The 21699-nt window shown below is 62.9% G+C and carries 22 protein-coding genes and 1 pseudogene; 5 read left to right on the plus strand and 18 right to left on the minus strand.

What is annotated here, in order from left to right; all coding sequences use genetic code 11:
• Position 1: 1 nt before the first annotated feature.
• Entirely contained in the window at positions 2 to 1651 is a 1650-nt protein-coding gene (locus IVB27_RS24355) for an acyl-CoA synthetase (RefSeq protein WP_247445712.1), read from the plus strand.
• A 59-nt stretch (positions 1652 to 1710) separates the two neighbouring features.
• On the opposite strand, the gene IVB27_RS24360 is transcribed toward IVB27_RS24355, so the two are convergent.
• From IVB27_RS24360 to IVB27_RS24400, 9 genes are all read right to left on the minus strand, one after another.
• Positions 1711 to 2688, minus strand: coding sequence for a TRAP transporter substrate-binding protein (locus IVB27_RS24360; RefSeq protein WP_247445713.1), 978 nt, complete (start codon positions 2686 to 2688; stop codon positions 1711 to 1713).
• A 37-nt stretch (positions 2689 to 2725) separates the two neighbouring features.
• Positions 2726 to 4039, minus strand: a complete 1314-nt coding sequence (locus IVB27_RS24365; RefSeq protein ID WP_247445714.1) for a TRAP transporter large permease — start codon at positions 4037 to 4039, stop codon at positions 2726 to 2728.
• Between the two features lie 2 nt (positions 4040 to 4041).
• Positions 4042 to 4635, minus strand: coding sequence for a TRAP transporter small permease (locus IVB27_RS24370; RefSeq protein ID WP_247445715.1), 594 nt, complete (start codon positions 4633 to 4635; stop codon positions 4042 to 4044).
• A gap of 165 nt (positions 4636 to 4800) precedes the next feature.
• Positions 4801 to 5598 carry an MBL fold metallo-hydrolase gene (locus IVB27_RS24375; RefSeq protein ID WP_247445716.1) on the minus strand — a complete coding sequence of 266 codons (798 nt, stop codon included), beginning with the start codon at positions 5596 to 5598 and terminating at the stop codon, positions 4801 to 4803.
• Positions 5599 to 5611: 13 nt separating this feature from the next.
• Positions 5612 to 6388 carry a TatD family hydrolase gene (locus IVB27_RS24380; protein WP_247445717.1) on the minus strand — a complete coding sequence of 259 codons (777 nt, stop codon included), beginning with the start codon at positions 6386 to 6388 and terminating at the stop codon, positions 5612 to 5614.
• A 13-nt stretch (positions 6389 to 6401) separates the two neighbouring features.
• Entirely contained in the window at positions 6402 to 8480 is a 2079-nt protein-coding gene (gene metG, locus IVB27_RS24385; RefSeq protein ID WP_247445718.1) for a methionine--tRNA ligase, read from the minus strand.
• Between the two features lie 47 nt (positions 8481 to 8527).
• The gene (locus tag IVB27_RS24390; RefSeq protein ID WP_247445719.1) at positions 8528 to 9574 is read right to left on the minus strand and encodes a DNA polymerase III subunit delta'; all 1047 of its coding nucleotides are present in this window, start codon (positions 9572 to 9574) and stop codon (positions 8528 to 8530) included.
• The gene (gene tmk, locus IVB27_RS24395; RefSeq protein ID WP_247445720.1) at positions 9571 to 10257 is read right to left on the minus strand and encodes a dTMP kinase; all 687 of its coding nucleotides are present in this window, start codon (positions 10255 to 10257) and stop codon (positions 9571 to 9573) included. The genes IVB27_RS24390 and tmk overlap by 4 nt, the downstream gene beginning before the upstream one ends.
• Before the next feature lie 2 nt (positions 10258 to 10259).
• On the minus strand, positions 10260 to 11522 hold the full coding sequence (locus IVB27_RS24400) for a D-alanyl-D-alanine carboxypeptidase family protein (RefSeq protein ID WP_247445721.1): 1263 nt from the start codon (positions 11520 to 11522) through the stop codon (positions 10260 to 10262).
• Positions 11523 to 11675: 153 nt separating this feature from the next.
• On the opposite strand from IVB27_RS24400, the gene IVB27_RS24405 reads away from it, so the two are divergent.
• Positions 11676 to 12632 carry an alpha/beta fold hydrolase gene (locus IVB27_RS24405; protein ID WP_247445722.1) on the plus strand — a complete coding sequence of 319 codons (957 nt, stop codon included), beginning with the start codon at positions 11676 to 11678 and terminating at the stop codon, positions 12630 to 12632.
• Positions 12633 to 12647: 15 nt separating this feature from the next.
• Here the strand turns inward: IVB27_RS24405 and IVB27_RS24410 are convergent, their stop codons facing one another.
• Positions 12648 to 13565, minus strand: coding sequence for a septal ring lytic transglycosylase RlpA family protein (locus IVB27_RS24410; protein WP_247445723.1), 918 nt, complete (start codon positions 13563 to 13565; stop codon positions 12648 to 12650).
• 729 nt (positions 13566 to 14294) lie between these two features.
• On the minus strand, positions 14295 to 14585 hold the full coding sequence (locus tag IVB27_RS24415) for a hypothetical protein (protein ID WP_247445724.1): 291 nt from the start codon (positions 14583 to 14585) through the stop codon (positions 14295 to 14297).
• A 52-nt stretch (positions 14586 to 14637) separates the two neighbouring features.
• Here IVB27_RS24415 and IVB27_RS24420 point away from each other — a divergent pair.
• Positions 14638 to 14754, plus strand: a pseudogene (locus IVB27_RS24420) (YqhA family protein); the annotation flags it as partial.
• A gap of 15 nt (positions 14755 to 14769) precedes the next feature.
• Here the strand turns inward: IVB27_RS24420 and IVB27_RS24425 are convergent.
• Positions 14770 to 15087, minus strand: coding sequence for a DUF1476 domain-containing protein (locus IVB27_RS24425; RefSeq protein WP_247445725.1), 318 nt, complete (start codon positions 15085 to 15087; stop codon positions 14770 to 14772).
• 260 nt (positions 15088 to 15347) lie between these two features.
• Here IVB27_RS24425 and IVB27_RS43335 point away from each other — a divergent pair, with 260 nt between their 5' ends.
• The gene (locus tag IVB27_RS43335; RefSeq protein ID WP_247353331.1) at positions 15348 to 15572 is read left to right on the plus strand and encodes a hypothetical protein; all 225 of its coding nucleotides are present in this window, start codon (positions 15348 to 15350) and stop codon (positions 15570 to 15572) included.
• A gap of 48 nt (positions 15573 to 15620) precedes the next feature.
• Here the strand turns inward: IVB27_RS43335 and IVB27_RS24430 are convergent, their stop codons facing one another.
• From IVB27_RS24430 to IVB27_RS24440, 3 genes are all read right to left on the minus strand, one after another.
• Positions 15621 to 15812 (minus strand): hypothetical protein, encoded by a 192-nt coding sequence (locus tag IVB27_RS24430; RefSeq protein WP_247353488.1) that lies wholly within the window; start codon positions 15810 to 15812, stop codon positions 15621 to 15623.
• 292 nt (positions 15813 to 16104) lie between these two features.
• Positions 16105 to 16797: an endonuclease/exonuclease/phosphatase family protein gene (locus IVB27_RS24435; protein WP_247445726.1), complete on the minus strand. Its 693-nt coding sequence runs from the start codon at positions 16795 to 16797 to the stop codon at positions 16105 to 16107.
• Complete coding sequence (locus IVB27_RS24440) at positions 16797 to 18962, minus strand: VTT domain-containing protein (RefSeq protein ID WP_247445727.1); 2166 nt, start codon at positions 18960 to 18962, stop codon at positions 16797 to 16799. Before IVB27_RS24440 ends, IVB27_RS24435 begins: the two co-directional genes overlap by 1 nt.
• Positions 18963 to 19092: 130 nt before the next feature.
• On the opposite strand from IVB27_RS24440, the gene IVB27_RS24445 reads away from it, so the two are divergent.
• Positions 19093 to 19479, plus strand: coding sequence for a hypothetical protein (locus tag IVB27_RS24445; protein WP_247445728.1), 387 nt, complete (start codon positions 19093 to 19095; stop codon positions 19477 to 19479).
• A gap of 209 nt (positions 19480 to 19688) precedes the next feature.
• On the opposite strand, the gene IVB27_RS24450 is transcribed toward IVB27_RS24445, so the two are convergent.
• The 3 genes from IVB27_RS24450 to IVB27_RS24460 all read right to left on the minus strand — a co-directional run.
• Positions 19689 to 20432, minus strand: a complete 744-nt coding sequence (locus IVB27_RS24450) for a DUF7168 domain-containing protein (RefSeq protein ID WP_247445729.1) — start codon at positions 20430 to 20432, stop codon at positions 19689 to 19691.
• 140 nt (positions 20433 to 20572) lie between these two features.
• Positions 20573 to 20791, minus strand: coding sequence for a hypothetical protein (locus tag IVB27_RS24455; RefSeq protein WP_247445730.1), 219 nt, complete (start codon positions 20789 to 20791; stop codon positions 20573 to 20575).
• A gap of 606 nt (positions 20792 to 21397) precedes the next feature.
• Positions 21398 to 21699, minus strand: a 302-nt coding sequence (locus tag IVB27_RS24460) for a hypothetical protein (protein ID WP_247445731.1), incomplete at its 5' end; no start/stop codon positions are given.

Raw genomic sequence — 21699 nt, forward strand, 5'->3', positions numbered from 1 at the left:
GATGAGCGAGCGGCAGAACCAGTACAATATCGGCCTCGACAAGACGCCCGCCAACTACGTGCCGCTGAGCCCGTTGAGCTTCCTCGCGCGCAGCGCCGCGGTCTATCCCGATCACGTCAGCACGGTCTACGAGGGGCGCAGCTTCACCTGGCGCGAGACGCATGAGCGCTGCAAGCGTTTTGCGTCCTGGCTCGCGAACAAGGGCCTCGGCGCCGGCGACACCGTGGCGGCAATGCTGCCGAACATTCCGGCGATGAATGAGGCGCATTTCGCGGTGCCCATGACGGGTGCCGTGCTCAACGCGCTGAACATCCGCCTCGATGCGCCCTCGATCGCGTTTCAGCTCGACCATGGCGGCGCCAGGATCATCCTGGTCGATCCGGAGTTTTCGGGCGTGATCAACGATGCGCTCGCGCAAATGACCGGACCGAAGCCGTTCGTGATCGACGTCGACGATGCTGCGTTCACGGGCGGCAGGCGCATCGGCGAGATCGAGTATGAGTCCGCCGTCGCGCAAGGCGATCCTGACTTCGCGGCGATCCCGCCGGGCGACGAATGGGACGCCATCGCGCTAAGCTACACGTCGGGCACCACGGGCAATCCCAAGGGCGTCGTGACCCATCATCGCGGCGCATATCTGAATGCCGTCAGCAATATCCTCGCGGGCAATCTCGGCCAGCATCCGGTCTATCTCTGGACGCTGCCGATGTTCCACTGCAACGGCTGGTGTTTCCCCTGGACCATTGCGGCCGCCGCCGGCATCAATGTCTGCCTGCGCAAGGTCGAGCCGACCAAGATCTTCGAGCTGATCAAGCAGCACGGCGTCACCCACATGTGCGGCGCGCCGATCGTCTACAACACGCTGATCAACGCACCCGATGCACCGAAGGGAAATGCCGCGCGCCATGTCGTCGGTCTGATCGCCGGCGCCGCGCCGCCCGTCGCAGTGCTCGAAGGCGCGGAAAACATCGGCATCAAGCTGACGCATGTCTACGGCCTGACAGAGGTCTACGGCCCCGCCTCCGTCTGCGCCGAGCAGCCCGGCTGGGACGAACTCCCCGCCTCCGAGCGCGCCAGCCTGAAACGGCGGCAGGGCGTGCCCTACCCGCTCGAGGAAGGCGTCACCGTCATCGATCCGCAGACCATGAGGCAAGTGCCGCGCGATGGCGAGACCATCGGCGAGGTGATGTTCCGCGGCAACATCGTGATGAAGGGCTACCTCAAGAACGAGAAGGCGACCAGGGACGCCTTCGAAGGCGGCTGGTTTCACACCGGCGACCTCGGCGTGCTCGACGCGCATGGCTATGTCATCATCAAGGATCGCTCCAAGGACATCATCATTTCCGGCGGCGAGAACATTTCCTCCGTCGAGGTCGAGGACATCCTCTACAAGCACCCGGCCGTGCTGTTCGCCGCCGTGGTCGCAAAGCCCGATCCGAAATGGGGCGAAGTGCCCTGCGCCTTCGTCGAGCTGAAGGACGGCGCGAGCGCAAGCGAAGCCGATATCATCGCCTTCTGCCGCTCGCATATGAGCGGCTTCAAGACGCCGAAGGCCGTCATGTTCGGGCCGATCCCGAAAACGTCGACGGGAAAGATCCAGAAATTCCTGTTGCGCAACGAAGCCGGATCGGCGAAGGCGATCTCGACCTAAGTCTGTTCGGGCTCAGACGCCCGCCGCCGGATGGCGACGGGCGAAAGGCCTCTCCGTCGCTACATCTTCTTGTAGGCGTCAATCAGCGCCTGGCCGTCGGGCCCTGCTTTCTTGAGCCAGTCGGCGGTGAGCTGCTCGCCGATCTTCTGGAAGCCGGCCTTGAGGGCCGGGCTCGGCGGCTCGACCGTCATGCCCTTGGCCTTGAGCTGGTCGATGTACCAGGTGCTCTTGTCCTCCCAGGCCTTCCAGCCGCGCGTTTCCGCGGTCGCGGCGGCTTTGAGAATGGCCTCCTGGGTCGGCTTGTCGAGCGCCTCGAACGCAGCCTTGTTGACGAAGGTGTAGTCCTTCGGGATCCAGGCCTGCACGTCATAGAAGTACTTCAGCGACTCCCATGCCTTCGCATCGTAGCCCGTGCCGCCGGACGACATGAAGGAGTTCACGACGCCGGTCGCAAGTGCCTGCGGCAGCTCGGCGGCCTGGATGGTGACGGACTGCGCGCCGACCAGTTCGCCAATGCGCGCGGTTCCAACGTTATAGGCCCGCCATTTCAGGCCCTTCATGTCTTCGATCGTCGCCAGCGGCTTGCTGACATAGACGCCCTGCGGCGCCCACGGCACGACGAACAGCAGCTTGAGACCCTGCGCATCGAGCTTCTTGGCAATCAGCGGCTTCGACGCCTGATACAGTTTCATCGCAGCCGGGAAGCTGGTCGCCAGAAACGGCACCACGTCGATCCCGAATACTGGATCCTCGTTCTCGTGGATCGACAGCAATACTTCACCCATCTGCGCCTGCCCGGTCATCACCGCGCGCTTGATATCGGGTGCCTTGAACAGCGAGGCGCCGGGATGAACCGTGATCTGGAGCTTGCCGGATGTCGCGGCATCGACGTCCTTGGCGAACGCGATCAGATTCTCCGAATGCGGATTGTCGGCGGGATACGCTGCCGGCAGATTCCATTTGGTCTGAGCCAGAGCGGGTGTCGCAGCCAGCACCGCGCCGGCGATCAGGGATGCGCGGAATAAACGAGAGATCATCGGGCTTCTCCTCACAGTCAATTTGAAAGCGGTACGCTCAGTCTGGGAAGGCGAGCTTGGGCAAAAACATCACGATCTGCGGATATTCCGTGATGATGAACACGGCGGCGAGCAGCAGGACAAAGAAAGGGAATGCCGCCCGGGCGACGGTCAAGGTATCGCGCCCGCTCATGTTCTGGAGCACGAACAAGTTAAAACCGACCGGCGGCGTGATCTGAGCCATCTCGACGTGAATGATGAGGTAAACGCCGAACCAGACCAGGTCGAGGCCGGCCTGCTTGACCATCGGCAGCACGATCACGGCGGTCAGAACGATCATCGAGATGCCATCGATCAGGCATCCCAGGATGATGTACATGATGCTCAGATACAGCGCGAGCATGCCCGGCGTGAGCTGTTGGCCCTGGACCCAGGTGGCGAGTGCCGCCGGAATGCCCGTATAGGCCATCGCTGCGGTCGTGTAGGCAGCGCCTGCCAGGATCAGCATGATCATGCAGGTCAGGCGCGTCGCGCTCATGATGCTCTCGAGGAAGTTCTTGCGTGTGAGCGTGCGGCTCCACCAAGCCAACAGCAGCGCGCCGGAAACGCCCCAGGCGGCACATTCGGTTGCGGTCGCAAAGCCGAGTACGAGCGAGAGAAAGACCGCCAGGATCAGCAATAGGCAGGGTGCAAGCCTGGCCGACTCGCGCAGCTTCTGGCGAAACGACATCGGCGGGTCGCGCGGCGGAATCTTCTTCGGATTGAGCAGCGACCAGATGATGATGTAGCCGGAATAGAGCACCATCACGAGCACCCCCGGCAGAAAACCGCCCAGGAAGACCTGAAGCACGGAGACATTCGCCGTGACCGCATAGACCACCATCGGGATCGACGGCGGGATCAGCAGGCCCAGCGTGCCGGAGCCCGCCAGCGAGCCGAGACTGAGGCCCTTGTCGTAGCCACGCTTGTCGAGCTCGGGCAGCGCGATCTTGCCGATGGTCGCACAGGTCGCCGCCGACGAGCCTGACACCGCCGCGAAGATGCCGCAGCCGATCACGTTGACATGAGTCAGGCGCCCGGGCAGCCACTGAACCCAGGGCGACAGGCCTCGGAACATTTCTTCCGACAATTTGGTGCGGAAGAGGATCTCGCCTATCCAGATGAACAGCGGCAGCGCGGCCAGTGTCCACGACGAACTGGCGCTCCAGGTCGTGGTGGCGAGCACCGCGCCGAGCGGCAGACTCGTCGTCAGCGCCATCGCCACGAATCCGACGAGGCCGAGCGAGACCGCGATCCAGACGCCGCTTCCCAGCAGCAGGATCATGACGCCGAGCAGGACGAACGACAGCTCGATCATGCCGAGATTGGCCATCGTCAACCTCCGCCGCCCTGCGAGATGCGCTCGATGAATTCGTCGGGGGTCTCGTCCGGCGAGCCCTTCTCGTAGCTCGGCCGGTTGCCGCCGGCGACACCGACCATTTCATCAATGAGCGCGATCGACAGGATCACAAGACCGCCGGCAAATCCGAGCTGCGGAATCCAGAGCGGAAGCGCGACGACGCCCTGCGCCACGTCGTTGAAGCGCCAGGAATCGTAGGTCATCTGCACGGCATGCCAGGTGAAATAGAGAACGAAGGCGGTGGCAATGCCGAGCGCCACCACCTCCGCAACCTGCTTGGTGCGCCCGTGCAGACGCTCCAGCAGCAGGCCGACGCGGATCATCTCTCCGCGCTTGAAGGTGTGTGCGAGGCCGAGGAATGCCATCGCGGCCATGCACCAGGAGGCGAAATCATCGCCGGCGGGAATGTTGACCGCAAACTGGCGCCCGACTGACATGATCATCATGATTGCAAAGATCGCAACCATGAAGGTGCCGGCGGCGTAGCCCGCAGCGAGATAAAGGAGATCCAGCGCGCGTCGCACCGGTCCCCGGCTCGTTACATCGTTGCCTGCCAACGCGATCCTCATCCTCACACGAGGCGATTCAAACGGTCCCGGCGATCGCACGTCCTGTGCCGGTCCTGCATGAATATCGCCCCTGCCCAGCGCTTGTCTTTCAGACGTTAGATCAACATGATGGCGTCCACGTAAGCAAGGAGCATGCCGGCCTGTGCCGTAATTTCCACCGCAGGTTCAGCGAGTCTCCAGCCGCAGCCCGTCATAGGCCGGCACCACACCCGCGGGCAGCGACTGCCGGATCACTTCGTAGTCGACGTCGGCGGTCATGTTGGTAATGACGGCGCGCTTCGGCTTGAAGCGGTCGATCCAGGACAACGCGTCGTTGATGCTGAAATGGCTGACATGGCTGGTGTAGCGCAGGCCGTCGACGATCCAGAGGTCCAGATTTTCCAGTGCGCCCCAGCTCTCGCGTGGGATGTCGTTGAGGTCCGGCGTGTAGGCGGCATCGCCGATGCGATAGCCGAGCGCGGGAATGTGGCCGTGCTGCACCAGGAAGGCGGTCATCGTCACCGCGCCGCCCTTCCCAAGGATGATCTGGCTTTCACCGGCCTCGATCGAATGCGCCGTCAGGATCGGCGGATAGTCGCTGCCCGCCGGCGAGACGAAGCAATAGGAGAACCGCGACATGATGTCGTTCGCAGTCGTCTGATTGAGATAGGTCGGAATCCGCCGGCGCATATGCATCACGACCGAACGCAGATCGTCCATGCCGTGGGTCTGGTCGGCGTGCTCGTGAGTCAGGAACACTGCGTCGATGTGGTCGACATTGGTCGAGAGTAATTGCTCGCGCAGGTCCGGCGAGGTGTCGATCACGATGCGCGTGGTGCCGTCGCCCGATGTCTGCTCGACCAGCAGCGAGCAGCGGCGACGGCGATTCTTGGGATTGTTGGGATCGCAGGCGCCCCAGCCGAGCGCCGGGCGCGGCACGCCGGCGGAGGAGCCGCAGCCCAGAATCGTCAACGTCAGCGTCATGCGGCTCCCAGTTCTAAGCTTTCACCCTGGAAAACAGGCGAAAGAAGTTTTCGCTTGTCTGGCGCGAGATCTCGTCAAACGATACGCCGCGGGTTTCGGCGAGCACTTTTGCGACCTCGACCACATAGGCCGGTTCGTTGCGTTTGCCCCGGAACTTGCCGGGCGCAAGGTAGGGCGAGTCTGTTTCAACCAGAATACGGTCGGACGGCAGTTCGGCTGCGAGCGCGCGCAACGCCTCCGACTTCTTGAAGGTCAGGATGCCCGTGAAACCGATATAGAGTCCGAGCGACACGGCTTTCAACGCCAGCTCGCGTCCGCCCGTGTAACAATGCAACACGGCGCGAAACGATCCCTTCGCCGCCTCCTCTTCCAGGATGCGGCCGCAATCCTCGTCCGCCTCGCGGGTGTGGATCACCAGCGGCAAGCCGGTGACGCGGGCGGCGGCGATGTGAGCACGAAAGCCCCTCGCCTGCGCCTCCGGCGAACCGTCGTCGTAGAAATAGTCGAGCCCGGCTTCGCCGAGTGCAACGACCTTCGGATGCTGCGTCAGTGCGATGAGCTCGTCCGGCGCGATGCCGTCTTCCTCATCCGCGTTGTGCGGATGGGTGCCGACCGAGCAATAGACGTCGTCATAGCGCTCGGCGATGGCGAGAAGCTGGTTCAGCTTTCGCACCCGCGTCGAGATCGTGACCATGCGGCCGATGCCGGCCGCTCGCGCGCGCGATACGATCCCGTCGAGATCTTCGGCAAAGTCCGGGAAATCCAGATGACAGTGGCTGTCGACCAGCATGGTGCGAATGCCTTCAGGCTGCCGGCTCGATGTAGCGCGGGAAGGCAGGCGTCGGCGCAGGCAGCGTCGAGCCTGGCGCGATGCGGCTGGCGCCCCCGAGCGCGGCAAAGCCGCGCTCTCCTTCGGGAATACCGAGGCTGTCGAGCAGCAATCCCGAGGCCGTCGGCATCGCCGGCTGGGCCAGGATTGCGATCTGGCGCACGACTTCGGCGGTGACGTAGAGTACCGTCCTTTGCCTGACGGGATCGGTCTTGGCCAACGCCCACGGGGCTTCGCCCGCGAAATAGCGGTTGGCTTCCGCCACCACGGCCCACACGGCGTTGAGCCAGTGATGGATCTGCTGACCCGCCATCGCTTCGCGCGACGCGGCGAGCATGCCGTCGGCTTGTGACAGGATCGCCTTGTCGTTGTCGCTGAACTCGCCGGGTTCCGGCAGCACGCCGCCGAGTTGCTTGGCGATCATCGACAGCGAGCGCTGCGCGAGGTTGCCGAGATCGTTGGCGAGATCGGCATTGATGCGCGCGACGATGGCCTCGTGATTGTAATTGCCGTCCTGTCCGAACGGCACCTCGCGCAGGAAGAAATAGCGCATCTGGTCGACGCCGTACTGGTCGGCGAGGTTGAAGGGGTCGACCACGTTGCCGATCGACTTCGACATCTTCTCACCCCTGTTGAACAGGAAGCCATGCGCATAGACCCGCTTCTGCACGGGAATGCCGGCCGACATCAGGAACGCGGGCCAGTACACCGCGTGGAAGCGGATGATGTCCTTGCCGATGATGTGCACGTCGGCCGGCCAGTAGCGCCAGTTCTTGTCGCTTTCGTCGGGGAAACCGACACCGGTGATGTAGTTGGTGAGCGCGTCGACCCAGACATACATCACGTGCTCTTCATCACCGGGCACCTTGACGCCCCAGTCGAACGTGGTGCGCGAGATCGAGAGATCGCGCAGGCCGCCTTTGACGAAGCTCACCACCTCGTTCTTGCGGGAGTCAGGCCCGATGAAATCGGGACGATCCGCGTAGAGCTTGAGCAGCTTGTCCTGATAGGACGACAGCCGGAAGAAGTAGCTCTTCTCCTCGACCCATTCGACCGGCGTGCCCTGCGGTCCGAGCCGCACGCCGTCATCGTTCAGGCGCGTCTCGTCCTCGGCGTAATAGGCTTCGTCGCGCACGGAGTACCAGCCGGCATAGGTGTCGGCATAGATGTCGCCGTTCGCTTCCATGCGCCGCCAGATCTCCTGGCTGGAGCGATGATGCTGCGCCTCGGTGGTGCGGATGAAGCGGTCGAACGACACGTTCAGACGTTCGTCCATCTCCTTGAAACGGGCGGCATTGCGGGTGGCGAGCTCCGAGGCGGACATTTTTTCACTGGCCGCTGTCTGAACCATCTTCTGGCCGTGCTCGTCGGTGCCGGTCAGGAAAAACACATCCTTGCCGTCGAGCCGGGCGAAGCGCGCCAGCGTGTCGGTGGCGATCGCCTCATAGGCGTGCCCGATATGCGGATGGCCGTTGGGATAGGCGATCGCGGTCGTGATGTAGAAGACGTTGTCGCGCGCGGGGGCGGCCACGGGCGTGGTGGCCTGCGGCGCTGCGATGGGCTTCGGTGCGCGCGCCGCCTTGGGTTTGGCAACTTTCGGCGGCGTGGCGATGGGAGCCAGTGCTGCGATCGCGGGAGAAGCAGTCACCCTCGCGCTCTTCATCACCTGCTTCGCTGAAGCCTTGTTTTTCGAAGGAGCCTTGTTTTTTGCAGGAGTCTTGTTTTTTGCAGGAGTCTTGTTTTTTGAAGGAATCTTGTTTTTCGAACTAGCCTTGGTTCTTGAAGGAGTCTTGGCTGGCTTTTTGGCTGCTTTCTTCACCGCCTTCTTAGCAACGGCCTGCTTCTTCGCAACCCTCTTGCCGGCTTTCTTTGCCGTCTTCGCAGCGCTCTTCTTCATGCCCTTCTTGGCGACCGTCTTTTTGGTCTTAGCGGCTTTCTTGACCTTCTTGGTAGCTTTGCGCGCGAGCGCCTTTACAACCTTCTTCGCGGCTTTCTTCGCAGTCTTCTTCTTGCTGCTCTTGCCTTTAGCGGTTTTCTTAGCTCGCGCTGCCACGACGAATTCCTTTACCGGCTTCTCGAAATTTGGAAACGAACCTGCGCCTAGCGCGCTGCGTCCGCCAGCCAGCCGAACACCGAGAAAACCAAGGGCTTTCGCTCCAGATTGTAGGTTTCGGTGTCACGCGCGGCGCGGACGATCTTTTCCCATACCTCAGCTAGGCGCGCAAGGCGCGGCAGGTTCTGGTTGGCATTGGCTTCGTCGGCGTGCAGGCGTTCCGCGATCCAGCGATCGATGCCGTCGATGAAGGCGGCAAGCGCAACCCGGTCGCTGGTGCCAAGCGAATCGCCGAGCGTGTGCAATTCGCGCGGATCGACCTGCGGCAGTCGTGCAAGCAGCGCGGCCGTTCGTTGCTGGAGCTTCAGGGCATCACCGCCGAGCAGCGTCAGCGCCCGCGCGACGCTGCCCTCGGAGGCCTCCGCCGCCTCGCGCAACGCCGGATCGTTCGGGTCGAGATCGGCGGTGGCGGCGGCTGCACCGATCACATCGTCCGTTGCGAGCGGGCGCAGGCGCAGCTTGCGGCAGCGCGACTGGATCGTTGCGAGGACGCGGGCCGGCGCGTGGCTCACCAGGAGGAACAGCGATTGCTGCGGCGGTTCCTCGAGAATTTTCAGCAGCGCGTTGGCGGCATTCGGATTGAGCTCGTCGACGGTGTCGACGATGCAGACGCGCCAGCCTTCGGCCGCCGCGGTCGAGCCGAAGAAGCCGATCGTCTCGCGAGTCTCGTCCACGGTGATCACGGTGCGCATCACGCCGCGGTCGTTGGCGGTGCGCTCCAATGTCAGCAAGCCACCATGCGAGCTCGCCGCAACCTGCCGCGCCACGGCGTTATCAGGATTGATGGCGAGATCTTCGGCGCGTTGCACGGAAGGCGCGAACGGCTGGCCGTGAGCGAGCACGAAGCGCGCCATCCGATACGCCAGCGTCGCCTTGCCGATGCCTTGTGGCCCGCCGATCAGCCAGGCATGCGGGATGCGCCCGCTGCGATAGGCGGCAAGCAGCGCGGTCTCGGCCTCGCGATGGCCGAACAGAAGACTCGTCTCGCGCGGATGAGGAATGGCGGATTCGCGCTCGGTCTGACGCGGGCTCATAGGGACACCACTGATGCCGGCGTCGGAAGCAGACGATCCCGCAGCGCGGTCCAGACGCGTCCGGCAACCGTATCGGGATCGGAATTGGCGTCGATCAGCACGCAGCGCGCGGGATCGTCCGCCGCGATCTTGCGATAGGCCTCGCGCAGCCCTTGATGGAAACCGAGTTTCTCGGCCTCGAACCTGTCGGGCGTGCCGCTGCCGCGGCGCGCGGCCGCGCGCTGCAAGCCGATCTCGACCGGCAGGTCGAGGATGATGGTGAGGTCCGGCTTGAGGTCGCCGATCGTGACCCGCTGCATCGCGTTGATCAGCGCCGTCGGCACGCGGCCGAGGCTGCCTTGATAGGCCCGCGTCGAGTCGGCGAAGCGGTCGCACAGCACCCAGGTGCCCTGGTTGAGCGCGGGCTGGATCACGGTGCGGACATGGTCGTCTCGGGCGGCCGCGAACAGCAGCGTCTCGGCCTCGGGTCCCAGCAGCTTGCCCATGCCGGACAGCACCAGATGGCGCATGATCTCGGCGCCCGGCGAGCCGCCCGGCTCGCGCGTGACGAGGATGCGCATCCTTGCCGCCTTGAGACGATCGGCGAGCTTCTTGATTTGGGTCGACTTGCCCGTCCCCTCGCCGCCTTCAAAGGTGACGAAGCGTCCGCGTCCGGACGGCCACTTTACCGCGCTTTCACTCATGATCAGAGCTTCTCGGCGCCCGCGCGGAACATGCCGATCACGAGCTCGCTGGCGCCGTCGATTGCACGCCGCATGGTCGAGCCGGTGCCGATCGCGTCAGCGGCATAGACCGGCGTCTCCACCGCGATATTGCCGCTGCGCCAGACCCTGATCACGCCGACCTTCTGGCCGGCCTCGATCGGCGCGCGCACCGGACCGCTATAGACGACACGCGCGATCAGCTTGTCGCCGCCGTTCTTGTGCACCATCACTTGCACGGGCGACTTGGCGACCAGTTTCACCGAGCGGCTCTCGCCGCCGAACACCTTGGCGTAGCCGACCGGCTGATCGGCCGCCATCAGTGTGCGGGTCTCGAAATTGCGGAAACCCCATTCCAGCATCTTCTTGGCTTCCGTGGCGCGATCTTCAGCGTCTTCCAGCCCGTTGATGACAACGATCAGCCGCGTGCCGTTCTGCACTGCCGAGCCGACCATGCCGTAGCCGCCTTCCTTGGTGTAGCCGGTCTTCAGACCGTCAGCGCCTTCCATGGAATTGAGCAGCGGATTGCGGTTGGGCTGGCGGATCTTGTTCCAAGTGTACTCCTTCTCGCCGAACAGTTGGTAGAATTCGGGGAAGTCGAGAATGATGTGCCGGGCGAGGATGCCGAGCTCGCGCACCGTCATCTTGTTGCCGGGGTCGGGCAAGCCGTTGGAATTGCCGAAGGTCGACTTCGTCAGGCCAAGCTCGCGGGCGCGCTTGGTCATGAAGTCGGCGGCAAAGATCCGCTCATTGCCGGCGATGCCTTCGGCCAGCGCGATGCAGGCGTCGTTGCCGCTCTGGATGATCGCGCCGTGCAGGAGGTCGTCGACGGAGACTTTGCTGTTGATGGCGGCGAACATGGTCGAGCCGCCGGAGGGCGCCCCACCCTTGCGCCAGGCATTCTCGCTGATCCGGTACTCATCGGTCAGCTTGACGTCGCCCTTCTTGATGGCGTTGAAGACGACTTCCGCCGTCATCAGCTTCATCATGCTGGAGGGCGCGCGCAGTTCGTCGGCGTTCTTCTCGAACAGCACGCTGCCGCTGGAGGCTTCGATCAGGATCGCGGTCGGGGCGTCGCCGTCGAAGCCGGAATCTTCCGACTTCTTGGCGCCCTGGACGCTCTGATTGGCGGCGTAAAGCGCGCCGCCCCAGCCAATGCCCGCCACCACAGCCGCAGCGATCAGACCGCGCGCCAGCGCTCCGGCGCTGAACCGGGTGCGAGCAAACGAAAAAAGACGAAATGCCATGGCCAAGCCCTGAGAGCGGCGTTTTTAACAGCTGGAATTGGTGCGAACAACACGAGGCCGGTCGCGTCTCCCGAGATTGCACGATTCTTGTCGCGCCCCTATCGTGGCACCTCAGATTTTCTGACCAAACCCCTGAAACGAGGCGGAAAAGCGATGTCCTCCACCCGCGTGATCAAGGCCAACGGGATAGACCTGTTCATCCGCGAAGCCGGTCAGGGTCCACTGGTGGTGCTGTGCCACGGCTGGCCGGAACTCTCCTACTCCTGGCGCCATCAGATCGCGGCACTGGCGGAGGCCGGGTTTCACGTCGTCGCTCCCGACATGCGCGGCTATGGCCAGAGCTCAGCGCCGCCCGATGCGACGGCCTATTCGATCTTCGACACGGTCGGCGACGTCGTCGGTCTCGTGCAGGCACTCGGCGAGAGCAAGGCCATGGTGGTCGGCCACGACTGGGGTGCACCGGTGGCCTGGCACGCGGCGCTGTTCCGGCCGGACATCTTCACGGCGGTCGCAGGCTTGAGCGTGCCGCCACCGTTCCGCGGCCGCGGCAAGCCGCTCGACCTTCTGCGCCAGGGCGGCGTCACCAATTTCTATTGGCAGTATTTCCAGACGCCCGGCGTTGCGGAGGCCGAGTTCGAGCACGACGTCGCGCGCACCATGCGCATCGTGCTCGGCGGGCGCGGCCTTGCCGATCCCTCCGGGGCCATGTTCGTGCAGGAGGGTATGGGCTTTCTCGGCCATGCGACCGCCGAAGAGCCGCTGCCGGACTGGCTCAGCGAGGCCGACCTCGCCTTTTTCACCGAAGCCTTCCGCAAGTCCGGCTTTCGCGGCGGGCTGAACTGGTATCGCAACCTCGACCGCAATTGGGAGCTGACGGCGCCGTGGCAGAATGCGCAGATCCACCAGCCCTCGCTCTTCATTGCCGGTTCGAAAGATGCCGTCATCACCGGCCTGATCGGAGCCAAGCGCGTGAACGAGCTCGAGCGCGTGCTGCCCAATCTGACGCAAAAGCTGATCATCGAGGGCGCCGGCCATTGGGTCCAGCAGGAGCGGCCCGACGAGGTCAACGCGGCGCTGGTCAGGTTCTTGCGCGAGGTGTCGACGCGTTAGGCAATGCTCTTTCGCTTAGTAGAGGCCGCGGCCGCTCAGGATGCTGCGCGCCTCGGCGGCACCGTCAGGCGCGCTCTCGGTGGCGTAGCGGCCGTCCCCGTCATAGGACACGGCGCGCGCGTTCTGGAGCGCCCGGCCCCGGTTGCGGCTCGAGGCCGACATTTCCGAGGTCGCACTGAGTGAAGCCATGTCGGCGGAGGTGTTGCCGAGATTGTAGGGTCGTCCCTCAGGCGTCGGAACCTCGCCGCGAATGGCGCCGCGGTTCGACGACGGCAGCTCCGGTACGAAGGGCCTCGCGGAGGCGACCCGGACCATCGAGGGTGACGGCGCCGGGATCCCGGTCCGCAGGGTGGCCATCAGCTGGCGGTCATCGGAGCCTTCGAGCGGCGCCCGGCCGACATATTCGACACGGACTTTGGCGACGCCATTGCCTTTGAATTCAAGGAGTTCAGCGGCTTTGTTCGAGACGTCGATGAGCCGGTTGCCGTGATAGGGCCCGCGGTCATTGACGCGGACGATCAGCGACTTGCCGTTCGAGACGTTGGTGACCCGCGCATAGGACGGCATCGGCAGGGTCGGATGTGCCGCGGTCAGCGAGCCCATGTCGAATACCTCGCCATTGGCGGTCAGGCGGCCGTGGAAATCGTCGCCGTACCAGGACGCCATGCCCTCGGCGCGGTAGTTGACGTCCTCCTCGGGCACATAGGTCCGGCCGCCCACCACATAGGGCTTGCCGACACGGTAGGTGCCACCGCCCTTCGGGACCGGGTCACCCAAAGCCACGACCCGAGGGCTCGAGGACACGCCGTATTTCGGATCGACGCGGCTGGCGAATTTGTTGGAGGAGGCGCAATTGGCAAGCGCGAGGCAGGTCGCGGCCGCCGCAACAGCTCGCGCGGCCCGCAAAACCGAATCTGACCGTCGGATCCCCATTCGCCCCAAATACCATTTCGCCGGACGCGTACCCAACCCGCTTTGGCTACTGGGAAGCGCTGTCCGGTCCTTTAATCCGAGGCGGCCCACCACCGCGCCGGAAGTGGTAACGATAACGCAACCCGAACACGGCGGAAATGGGGAGCCCACAGCGTTCACGCCGGGATGGTAAACGGGGCGTTTGCTTCTCGCCGCTGAACTACGGGTCGGGGTCACCCTGCTCTGTGCCACCGCCGGACATTCTGTTGCGCCAAATCCTCACTCCACCCCCATTGTCGGGCCGCTCACCGGAATTCTTTTGACTGTGCAAGGCCGCCCGCGTTTTCTCGCGTGCAGGGCGGAATGGAATTAGACGATGATCGAGACGGTTTCGGCACTGATGGGTTTGGTAAGCGCGGGTATCTTCCTGGCCCATGCGTTTGAAGGTTACCGCACGAGGGCCTGAGGCACTCGCGCGGGCGGCAAGCATCACCTCTTTCAAGACGGCCCGTTCGGACAATCTTAATCGATCCGATCGAGCATCGAAGACAAGAGCGACAGGTGTCCCATGCGCAACCATGACCTCGTATCCGACAGCTTCCTGGCATTGACCGCCGGCGGTTTGGTCCTGCTCTGCTCGAGCCTCGTGGCATTGGCCTTCGGCTGAGCACGACCACCACTTTCCTTTTTATAACCACGACTACACCGCGATGCAGCACGCGATCTGTTTTGGATTGCCCTGCTCCCGTTTTAGCGTAGCCCAAACAGCGAGCGGCGATAGAGGCTGTCGCGGGCCTCGTTCAGGCAAACGAAGCTGCCGTCATAACCCTGGCCGTACTGCTTCTGACGCCTGCCGTAGTAGACGCCTTTGCTGAAATCGAGCCAGACGACCTGGTCATGCGGGCAATGACGCTGCGCCTGCGCCTCGTAGCGAAACGGCGTCAGCGGCGTCGCCGACGCCTCAGCGCCGCTACAGCCAACCAGGATCGCAGCAGCGAGCGCGATCGCGCCGGGCCACTTGCCGAAGCCGCTCCAAGACACTTCCCGCCTCCCGCTCGGCACGGTAGCGCGAAACGGCACGGTGCCCGGAAGCGAGCCGGAATGGCTCGGCCACGTCAATGCGAGCGTCCTCAAGATCAAGCTCGCCATGGCCGTCATCCGCATCTCCTCGATCGCGCTGCTGAGCACCTTCATCGAGGCCGGCAATCTCGAAGGCCGGCTTCTTTCACTTGTCAGCTTCAAGCTGCTGCAACGCCTGATGCAAGCATTCCTGAAGCCTGGCCGCGACCTGCTCGCGGACTACGCCCCTGGCCGCAAGATCGCCTGACACCTTGTCGAGGATCTCGTCCATCGTCTGGCTTTCCAGATGGTCCGTCACCAACGCCGTCGCATAGCTGGCCGCGGCATCGCCGCTAAGGCCAAGCTGGCTTGCGGCCCAGAGCCCGAGCAGCTTGTTGGACCGGGCCGTGGCCTTGAACATGAGCTCCTCGTCGTGGACGAATTTGGTCTCGAAGCCCTGCTCGCGCTTGTCGAACGTGGTCATGATCAGCTCCATTCTCGCTTTGGCTGATGGGATCGGACTGGCTGGAAGCGAACGTCTCCGTGGTTCATGTCAGTTACCGATCATTGAAGCTTCCGGCGGAAGACAAATGCCGTCAAGCCCGCCCGGGCCGCGCCGCAGACCGGGCGCATGCACCGGCACGCACCAGCTCTACGCCAGCCAACCCGGCTAGGCAGAGATGTTTTAACCATTCATTAAGTAGACTCAGCGCCGCATGGCCCCGGGACATCGAGAGCTGACGCATGAACAAAGAGTTGCGGGAGTTTCGACGGCTTGAACGGGTTTGCCTGGAGCAGGCAGCCCTCTCCACCATGGACCTCGCGCGAAGCGGGTTGCTCAAGGTCGCGGACGATTGTCGCGTCGCAGCCGAAGCGATCGAGGCGCAATCGCCACGGAAACCTTTCGCAAGCGCCGTTCAAGCACTGAAGCAGGCGTTGAGCGTGACGCGCGTCCCCCACCGGCACTGAGGCCGACGCTCGGGGCAGAGACGTCTTTGGCGTGGCGGCCGCGTTCGGTCAGCCCTTCGCCCCCGTCTGTTCACGTGCCAGCCGTTCGGCCCTCAGCCGTTCCTTGTTGGCATAAAACGCCTTCTGCGCCTCTTCATGATCGCGCATGGCCTTTTCGGCCTCGATCCGGCGTGTGGCATCGCGCGCTTGGCGCTGTTCAGGGGTCAAGGGTTTGCGTCGGTAGGAAAGGTCTTCAGTCATGCCGCGATAACGCGCAAACGGGAAAGAAGTTCCGCAAATCGAACCCGCGCGCGCCTCGGCCATTCCGGAAAAGCAACTTTTCAAGAGCCTTATCGAACGGCCTCACCCGCCGAAGGCCGCTCCGATAAAAGCTCGAAAAACAACCCCATGCACAGTAGCCAACCCGTTGAAATGCAACGCTTTCCAATGTCTCGTTTTTGGTCTCGTTTTTGACCCTCGGCGCCGAGCCGTTTGACGCGTCGGGCAAAACAGCGGCATTCTGCCATCTTCGGAAATCCTGAACATGGCCAGATCATCTCCCGTCGGCGGGGGAGATCTCGATGTCCGCAATCACCGGCAAATGGTCTGAATAGGCCCTTGCCTCTTCGTCGGTCCAAACTTTCCCGATCGGGCTGTCGGACGTTGCATAGATCCGGTCAAGCCGCAGAAGAGGTAAATGCGACGGGAAAGTTCGCAGCCGCGTACGGTTTGGGCAGACCTGCGCGAGCACGCGCCGCACCGATTTGACCCAGAACCAGTCGTTGAAATCCCCGAGGACGACGGTCCTTTCAGGTTTCACCAGGCTCACCAGCGCCTGAGCTTGCGCATGGCGCTCGTGGATACTCAAGCCGAGATGCGTGGCCACCACGCGTACATCGCCAACCGGCGTCCGCAGCCCCGTCGCAATCGCTCTGCGCGGCTCCCGCTCACGATAGGACACGTCGACGATCTCCGGCGGGCCGGAGAATGGAAACCGGCTCAGGAGCGTCTGGCCGTATTCGCCATCCGCCGTGACGATCGACTTGGCGTGAACACGGTGATCGCCGACAACACTCGCCAACTTCGCAAACGGATCGTCTGATCGCGATCGCGAATCCACCTCCTGAAGCGCGACGACATCGGGAGCCCATTTGCGAACGATGGAACAGATCCCCTCCAGATCGAACTTCGGATTGAGATTGAACGTGCCATGCACATTCCACGTCATGAAGCGCATCGGCGCCATCAGCGCCTCCCGGCGAGCCACGTCGCGACGAATTGCGCGCCTGCGCAGATCGCGACCCAGCTTAAGAACGCCAGTGCGAGGAGCAATATGTTGGCCCAGGACGCATTTCTGGCCAGATCTGCGATCTGAGCGCCCAGAACTGCCATGGCAAGAATCCCGGGCGTCATGCCGAGCAGGGTTCCGACCAGGAAGTCACGCAGAGGCAGCGTGCTCGCACCGGCCACGACGTTCACCACCGAGAACGGCGCTACGGGAATCATGCGGATGACAACGACGGCCAGGATTCCTTTGCCGACAACGCGTTCCTGGATGCGCGCGGCACGTCGTCCGAGCAAACGCTGGAGGCGCTCGCGGCCGAGTGCCCGTCCGATCGCAAAAAGGACAAAGGCGCTGAGCAAGACGCCCGTCATGGCGGTGACGAAGCCTAGCCATGGTCCGAGTGCGGCAGCGGTTGCCGCAATGAGCACGAGAACCGGAAACACGACCAAGCCGCCCACCACGAAAACCGCGATCGCGAATGGCGGCCCCCAGATGGACTGCGCGTAGGCAGACAGGAACGTCGAAATATGCCCCGCATCGGCGAAACCGCTCAAGGACGTGTACGACCAGGCCATCGCCAGTCCAAAAAGCGCCACGGCAATCGACACGATCCCGATGATCGTCTTCGTGCTCCACATGCGAGATGCCGCCCGCTCCAGATGAAGAGGCCGCTCAGGGTCCGCCACGGGCTGAACCATTGTGGCCAGAGTGCTGGTCAGGACCGAGGATTCCACATTTCGCAGCGTCTTCGCCCCATCGGCTCTCGATACGTCGTCCAGGAGCGCGAAAAGACGATCTTCGTTTTGCGCTACGGCCTGTTCGTCGAGACCGCAAAAATGGGCGATCAGGCGCCGGCGGACCGAAGCGATGAACTCCCGGTGCTGGTCGGAGGCCGATTCGAAGATCAGGTCACATTCGCTGTCGGCGCCCATCGAGCGATTGTTCAGGTTCGCCGAGCCGATTCTCAAGATCCGATCGTCCACGACCATCAGCTTGCTGTGCACCATCACGGCTGCTTCCGTATCCCCGCTGCTTGAGACCGGGTAGACGAAGCGGATGCGATCTGCGACGCCAGCCACGCTGAAACAGTCGATGAAGGCACCACGGCCATTCTGCATGGCCTGGGATTCCAGCCACGAGGAATGCAGCTTGGGAGCGACGACCAGAATCCGAAGCGAAGGCACGCGCAACATCTGCTCCGCCAATTCACGCGCGATCTTGATGGCGCTGGTAAACTGGTTTTCGATATAGACGAAGCTCGTCGCCGACCGGATCGCTGCGATCAACGAGCGTTCGACCTCATTGATGCCTAGACCTGCAGGACCGATGACCTCGGTCCTGGCGATACCCACCGGCAAGTGCTCGGCCTCCACCGGCACATTCGCCGGCCACCGAATGCCCTTCGGCGCGTGCCGATCATCAGGCTGTTGACCTGCCGCTCGCCAGCGTTGCTCTGCGAGGTCGAACAGCCACGCCGCCGCATCCTCGTCGACCATGCATTGAACATCGTGAAATGGCAGGTATGGCTTGCCCTGGGGATCACAGCGCGATGCGTGCTTGGCGCGATGGTCACTCGTGTCCCAGCGCCTGATCGTCAGATCGAGCCCGCCGACGAACGCCAGTGAACCATCGACACAGACGATCTTCTGGTGTTGGGCCGAGCCAAACGGAAGCGTGGAATCCAGATGAAATCGGATGCGGCCATCTGTTGCGGCGGTGAATTTCGCTGCGGAGTTCCACTCCCTTTCCGCAGCGTAAAACGAGACGAAATCCCAGACGAGAATGTTGATCCGCAAGGCGGGACGGCGTTGAACCAGCGCGCGCAGGAATGGGCCAAGCCGTTCCGGAAGGCCGTCATCCGCTTGTCCGGAAGCGCCGACCAGCCTGGTCTCGCTATGGATATCCCATCCGATGATGTAGACGAGATCTCGCGCCTCCAGCAGCGCGTCCCGCAGGGCCGAGAAATAAGCGGCAGCATCGTTCAGAACCGCCACGCGCCGCGCCTTGCACCGCCGCCAGACGGTGTCGCCGGGGATCAGGGTGGATGAACTCTGAAGCAGGTGGACCTCGCAATTCGCATTCGCGTCTAAACGCTCTGAACGCTCTGAACGCTCAAGGGGTTCCACGACTTCAGACCAGAGGCGACTGTCCAGCGTGTGCAGATTCCGCCACAGCCGCCCATTGCCGCTATTTGGTCCGGACAGTCTTTGCGCCGGCGTCCCTCAAGATGTCCGCAATCTTCTCAGGGGCGTCGCCGTGAAAATCCACGGAGACTTCGATCAGACCTCCCAATTGTTGGTGCCCCTCCGGCGCGGGCGCCGCCTTGACGTCAGCACCGGCAGGATGTGTCCCTGCCGTGTTCGCGTCGCCGGCGGACTGGACGAAGACGTCGCTTCGCTGCACGCCGCATTCCTGCACGACATGCTCAACCGCAAGCTCAGCGCCGCGGCGCGTTTCGAATTCTCCAATGATCGTACTTTCCAAGTGCGTGCTCCGTGGCTGGACGAGAGTGCGAACAACAGGCCAGCAAGGACCAGGTTCCTGTGGCGAGAGCCGCACCTCACCTCGGGATCAGAACCGGACGATCCCGAACAGGACAAGCAGCGCGACAGTGACCACGCCGGAGATCAGCAGCGAGCCTAGACACCCCAGTCGGTTCGAGAAAATGAAGAACATGCGTTGCCCGGTGTGAAACTCCTGCCGGGCTAATTTCTCAAATTCGATCGCGTTCCGGATGCTCGTCGCTGCACTTTATTAGCAGGGGCAGCCTAGACGACCGACGGCAGCTGATGAACCGGAATGACACCGCCGTGTCTCGGCTCCGGCCGAAGCCGTGCCCCTCCCCGGTGCGTTCAGCTTCCTTTGGGAGTGGTCCTTGACCGCGACTCGCCAAGGCCGGGATTGATGGCGAGCGAGGCTCCGGCGGCGCCGCCGGCTTCATAGGCCGTCATCGACACCATCCGGCTGGTGCTGCGCTGAGTCCGCATCTTCAGATCGAGCTTGTCAAATTCTGCATCGACCACCGAGGTCTTGAGAACGACCAGCCCGCGGCCGGTGCTTTCGTTGATCTGATCGCGACTCTCCTTGATCGCCACCAGCCTGTCCGCGATTGATGCCACCATCCCGAGCGCGAAGGAGGCATTGGCCAGATGCCGCTCCTGGTGCCGGAACCTGCTGTAGTCGACCGAGGTCTTGAAGCGGCCAAGTTCAGCGCGCACGGCGCCGTCGATCAATTCGGCCAGATAATGCGCGACCTCGACATCCGCGCCGAGACCGAAGAACACATAGCGGCTCTCGCCGGCCGCGTTCTTCTCGCGCCAGACCCGGCAATCGCAGAAATGCGAGATCGCGCCGATGCAGTCGTCCAGGGGAATGCGCTTCTTGCGATGGGTCTCGTAGACCCTCCGTTCGCATGGCGACGCGCGCAGCTCGACGTCGGAGAGCGACAAATCGTGGCGATCCAGCAGTTCAGCGACCTTGGCGGCGGCAGACAGCGCCTCATCCTCGGTGCAGCCATTGGCGATCGTCTTGGCGCGCAACGCCTGAATGCGGAGCTTCAGCTTGTCGAGCGCGGCTGGATTGAACGTCTGATTCACCGATTACCTGCCCGGGGAAAGCCTGACCGACAAATCCCGGTCGGATAGACTGGCGGAAGGGGTGTCAAGTAAAGGGTACTGTTTATGCGATTGAATTTCGAGTTTTGAAAACCCAACCCGCGCGCCATTCCACGCGGTGCTTAAAGGCCGACCTTTGCCCGATCGATTGCGCATTGTCGCCGCAGTTGCAGGAGGTGGTCTAATCCCTGAAGCGAAACGGTCACCTGGAAGTTGCTAGACAATTCAAGGCTAGCCACTTCCCCGGCCATCGTTGGCAACCGGCGCTCGATCGTGCCTACATACGTAAGCACGGCGCGCTCGCCTTTGATCTCTTGGACGTCCACCAAAAACTTGTTCATCCGGTTATTTTCGACGAAAAGCCGTCGACATTGCGACCCTTCAATATTCTGCACAGGAAAATTTCTTGGACCGACGGCGCGTGCACTCCTTGCCGGCTCAACATCAATTCGACCGCACACCGTTGCGTGTACGACTTCATAGAATCGAACATCTAGTTCGGCCTAACACCAGCCACACGGCGCCCTTTGGTGCAGCGGCCGGTTGAAGTCTGATGCCGCGTCCGACGTGCGACACCGCGCCAGCAAGAGGCGGCTGGCCACGGTCCTGGCGCTTTCGCCGGCCCCGGAGCCGCGCCGTGATGCGCTCGCCGTTGTTCGTGCGAATTGGCATGCCGTCGCCTTCGACTAGCGTCAACAAATCGTCGTCGACGGTGAAAAGGCCAAACTCGCAGTTTCTCAGGTCGCCAGACGCGCCGGAAGGATCGCGAGTTGTGACGGCGATTATTTTGTCAGGTCGCGTGATCTATTTCATACAACCGCAGTGCGGTGAGACATTCTGTCCTGCTCTCGCGGATAGTTCGGATTCGATGCCGCTAATAGGTCCACGTAGTAAGCGGAACGCTTCGGCCTCGATCACTTATCCTTTCAACACCGAACCAAGTCGGTTCAGATATCGCCGTGCATACGACGAAATTCTGCCAATTCATATTGTCGCTTAGTGAAGCCAGCTAGACCGCCCATTTCCGACCGAGACAGCATTGTGATTTGTGGCGCGAAGCCAGCAACCTCCGCAGCTGCCTTCAGTCGTTCCGCGCGCCGTCCGTGGAAGAATTGCAAGTCGCTCGGATCGACATAATCGCCGAAGCTTCCTAGGGTCTGTTGGGATTCAGGATTCTCATCGGGGCTTGGTTGTGATTCAAGCTTGGGATGGACCGATTCGTTTTGACTGACGCCCAATGGGCGAAGAT

Source organism: Bradyrhizobium sp. 197, from assembly GCF_023073375.1.
Classification (GTDB): Bacteria; Pseudomonadota; Alphaproteobacteria; order Rhizobiales; family Xanthobacteraceae; genus Bradyrhizobium.

Bases quoted from the DNA above. Each gene is read 5' to 3' on its own strand.
- IVB27_RS24405 (WP_247445722.1), top strand. From the start codon at position 11,676: ATGTCCTCCACCCGCGTGATCAAGGCCAACGGGATAGACCTGTTCATC.
- IVB27_RS24425 (WP_247445725.1), bottom strand. From the start codon at position 15,087: ATGACCACGTTCGACAAGCGCGAGCAGGGCTTCGAGACCAAATTCGTC.
- IVB27_RS24390 (WP_247445719.1), bottom strand. From the start codon at position 9,574: ATGAGCCCGCGTCAGACCGAGCGCGAATCCGCCATTCCTCATCCGCGC.
- IVB27_RS24365 (WP_247445714.1), bottom strand. From the start codon at position 4,039: ATGGCCAATCTCGGCATGATCGAGCTGTCGTTCGTCCTGCTCGGCGTC.
- IVB27_RS24430 (WP_247353488.1), bottom strand. From the start codon at position 15,812: ATGACTGAAGACCTTTCCTACCGACGCAAACCCTTGACCCCTGAACAG.
- IVB27_RS24355 (WP_247445712.1), top strand. From the start codon at position 2: ATGAGCGAGCGGCAGAACCAGTACAATATCGGCCTCGACAAGACGCCC.
- IVB27_RS24400 (WP_247445721.1), bottom strand. From the start codon at position 11,522: ATGGCATTTCGTCTTTTTTCGTTTGCTCGCACCCGGTTCAGCGCCGGA.
- IVB27_RS24360 (WP_247445713.1), bottom strand. From the start codon at position 2,688: ATGATCTCTCGTTTATTCCGCGCATCCCTGATCGCCGGCGCGGTGCTG.
- IVB27_RS24435 (WP_247445726.1), bottom strand. From the start codon at position 16,797: ATGGCGCCGATGCGCTTCATGACGTGGAATGTGCATGGCACGTTCAAT.
- tmk (WP_247445720.1), bottom strand. From the start codon at position 10,257: ATGAGTGAAAGCGCGGTAAAGTGGCCGTCCGGACGCGGACGCTTCGTC.
- IVB27_RS24455 (WP_247445730.1), bottom strand. From the start codon at position 20,791: ATGAACAAGTTTTTGGTGGACGTCCAAGAGATCAAAGGCGAGCGCGCC.
- IVB27_RS43335 (WP_247353331.1), top strand. From the start codon at position 15,348: ATGAACAAAGAGTTGCGGGAGTTTCGACGGCTTGAACGGGTTTGCCTG.
- IVB27_RS24370 (WP_247445715.1), bottom strand. From the start codon at position 4,635: ATGAGGATCGCGTTGGCAGGCAACGATGTAACGAGCCGGGGACCGGTG.
- IVB27_RS24375 (WP_247445716.1), bottom strand. From the start codon at position 5,598: ATGACGCTGACGTTGACGATTCTGGGCTGCGGCTCCTCCGCCGGCGTG.
- IVB27_RS24380 (WP_247445717.1), bottom strand. From the start codon at position 6,388: ATGCTGGTCGACAGCCACTGTCATCTGGATTTCCCGGACTTTGCCGAA.
- IVB27_RS24410 (WP_247445723.1), bottom strand. From the start codon at position 13,565: ATGGGGATCCGACGGTCAGATTCGGTTTTGCGGGCCGCGCGAGCTGTT.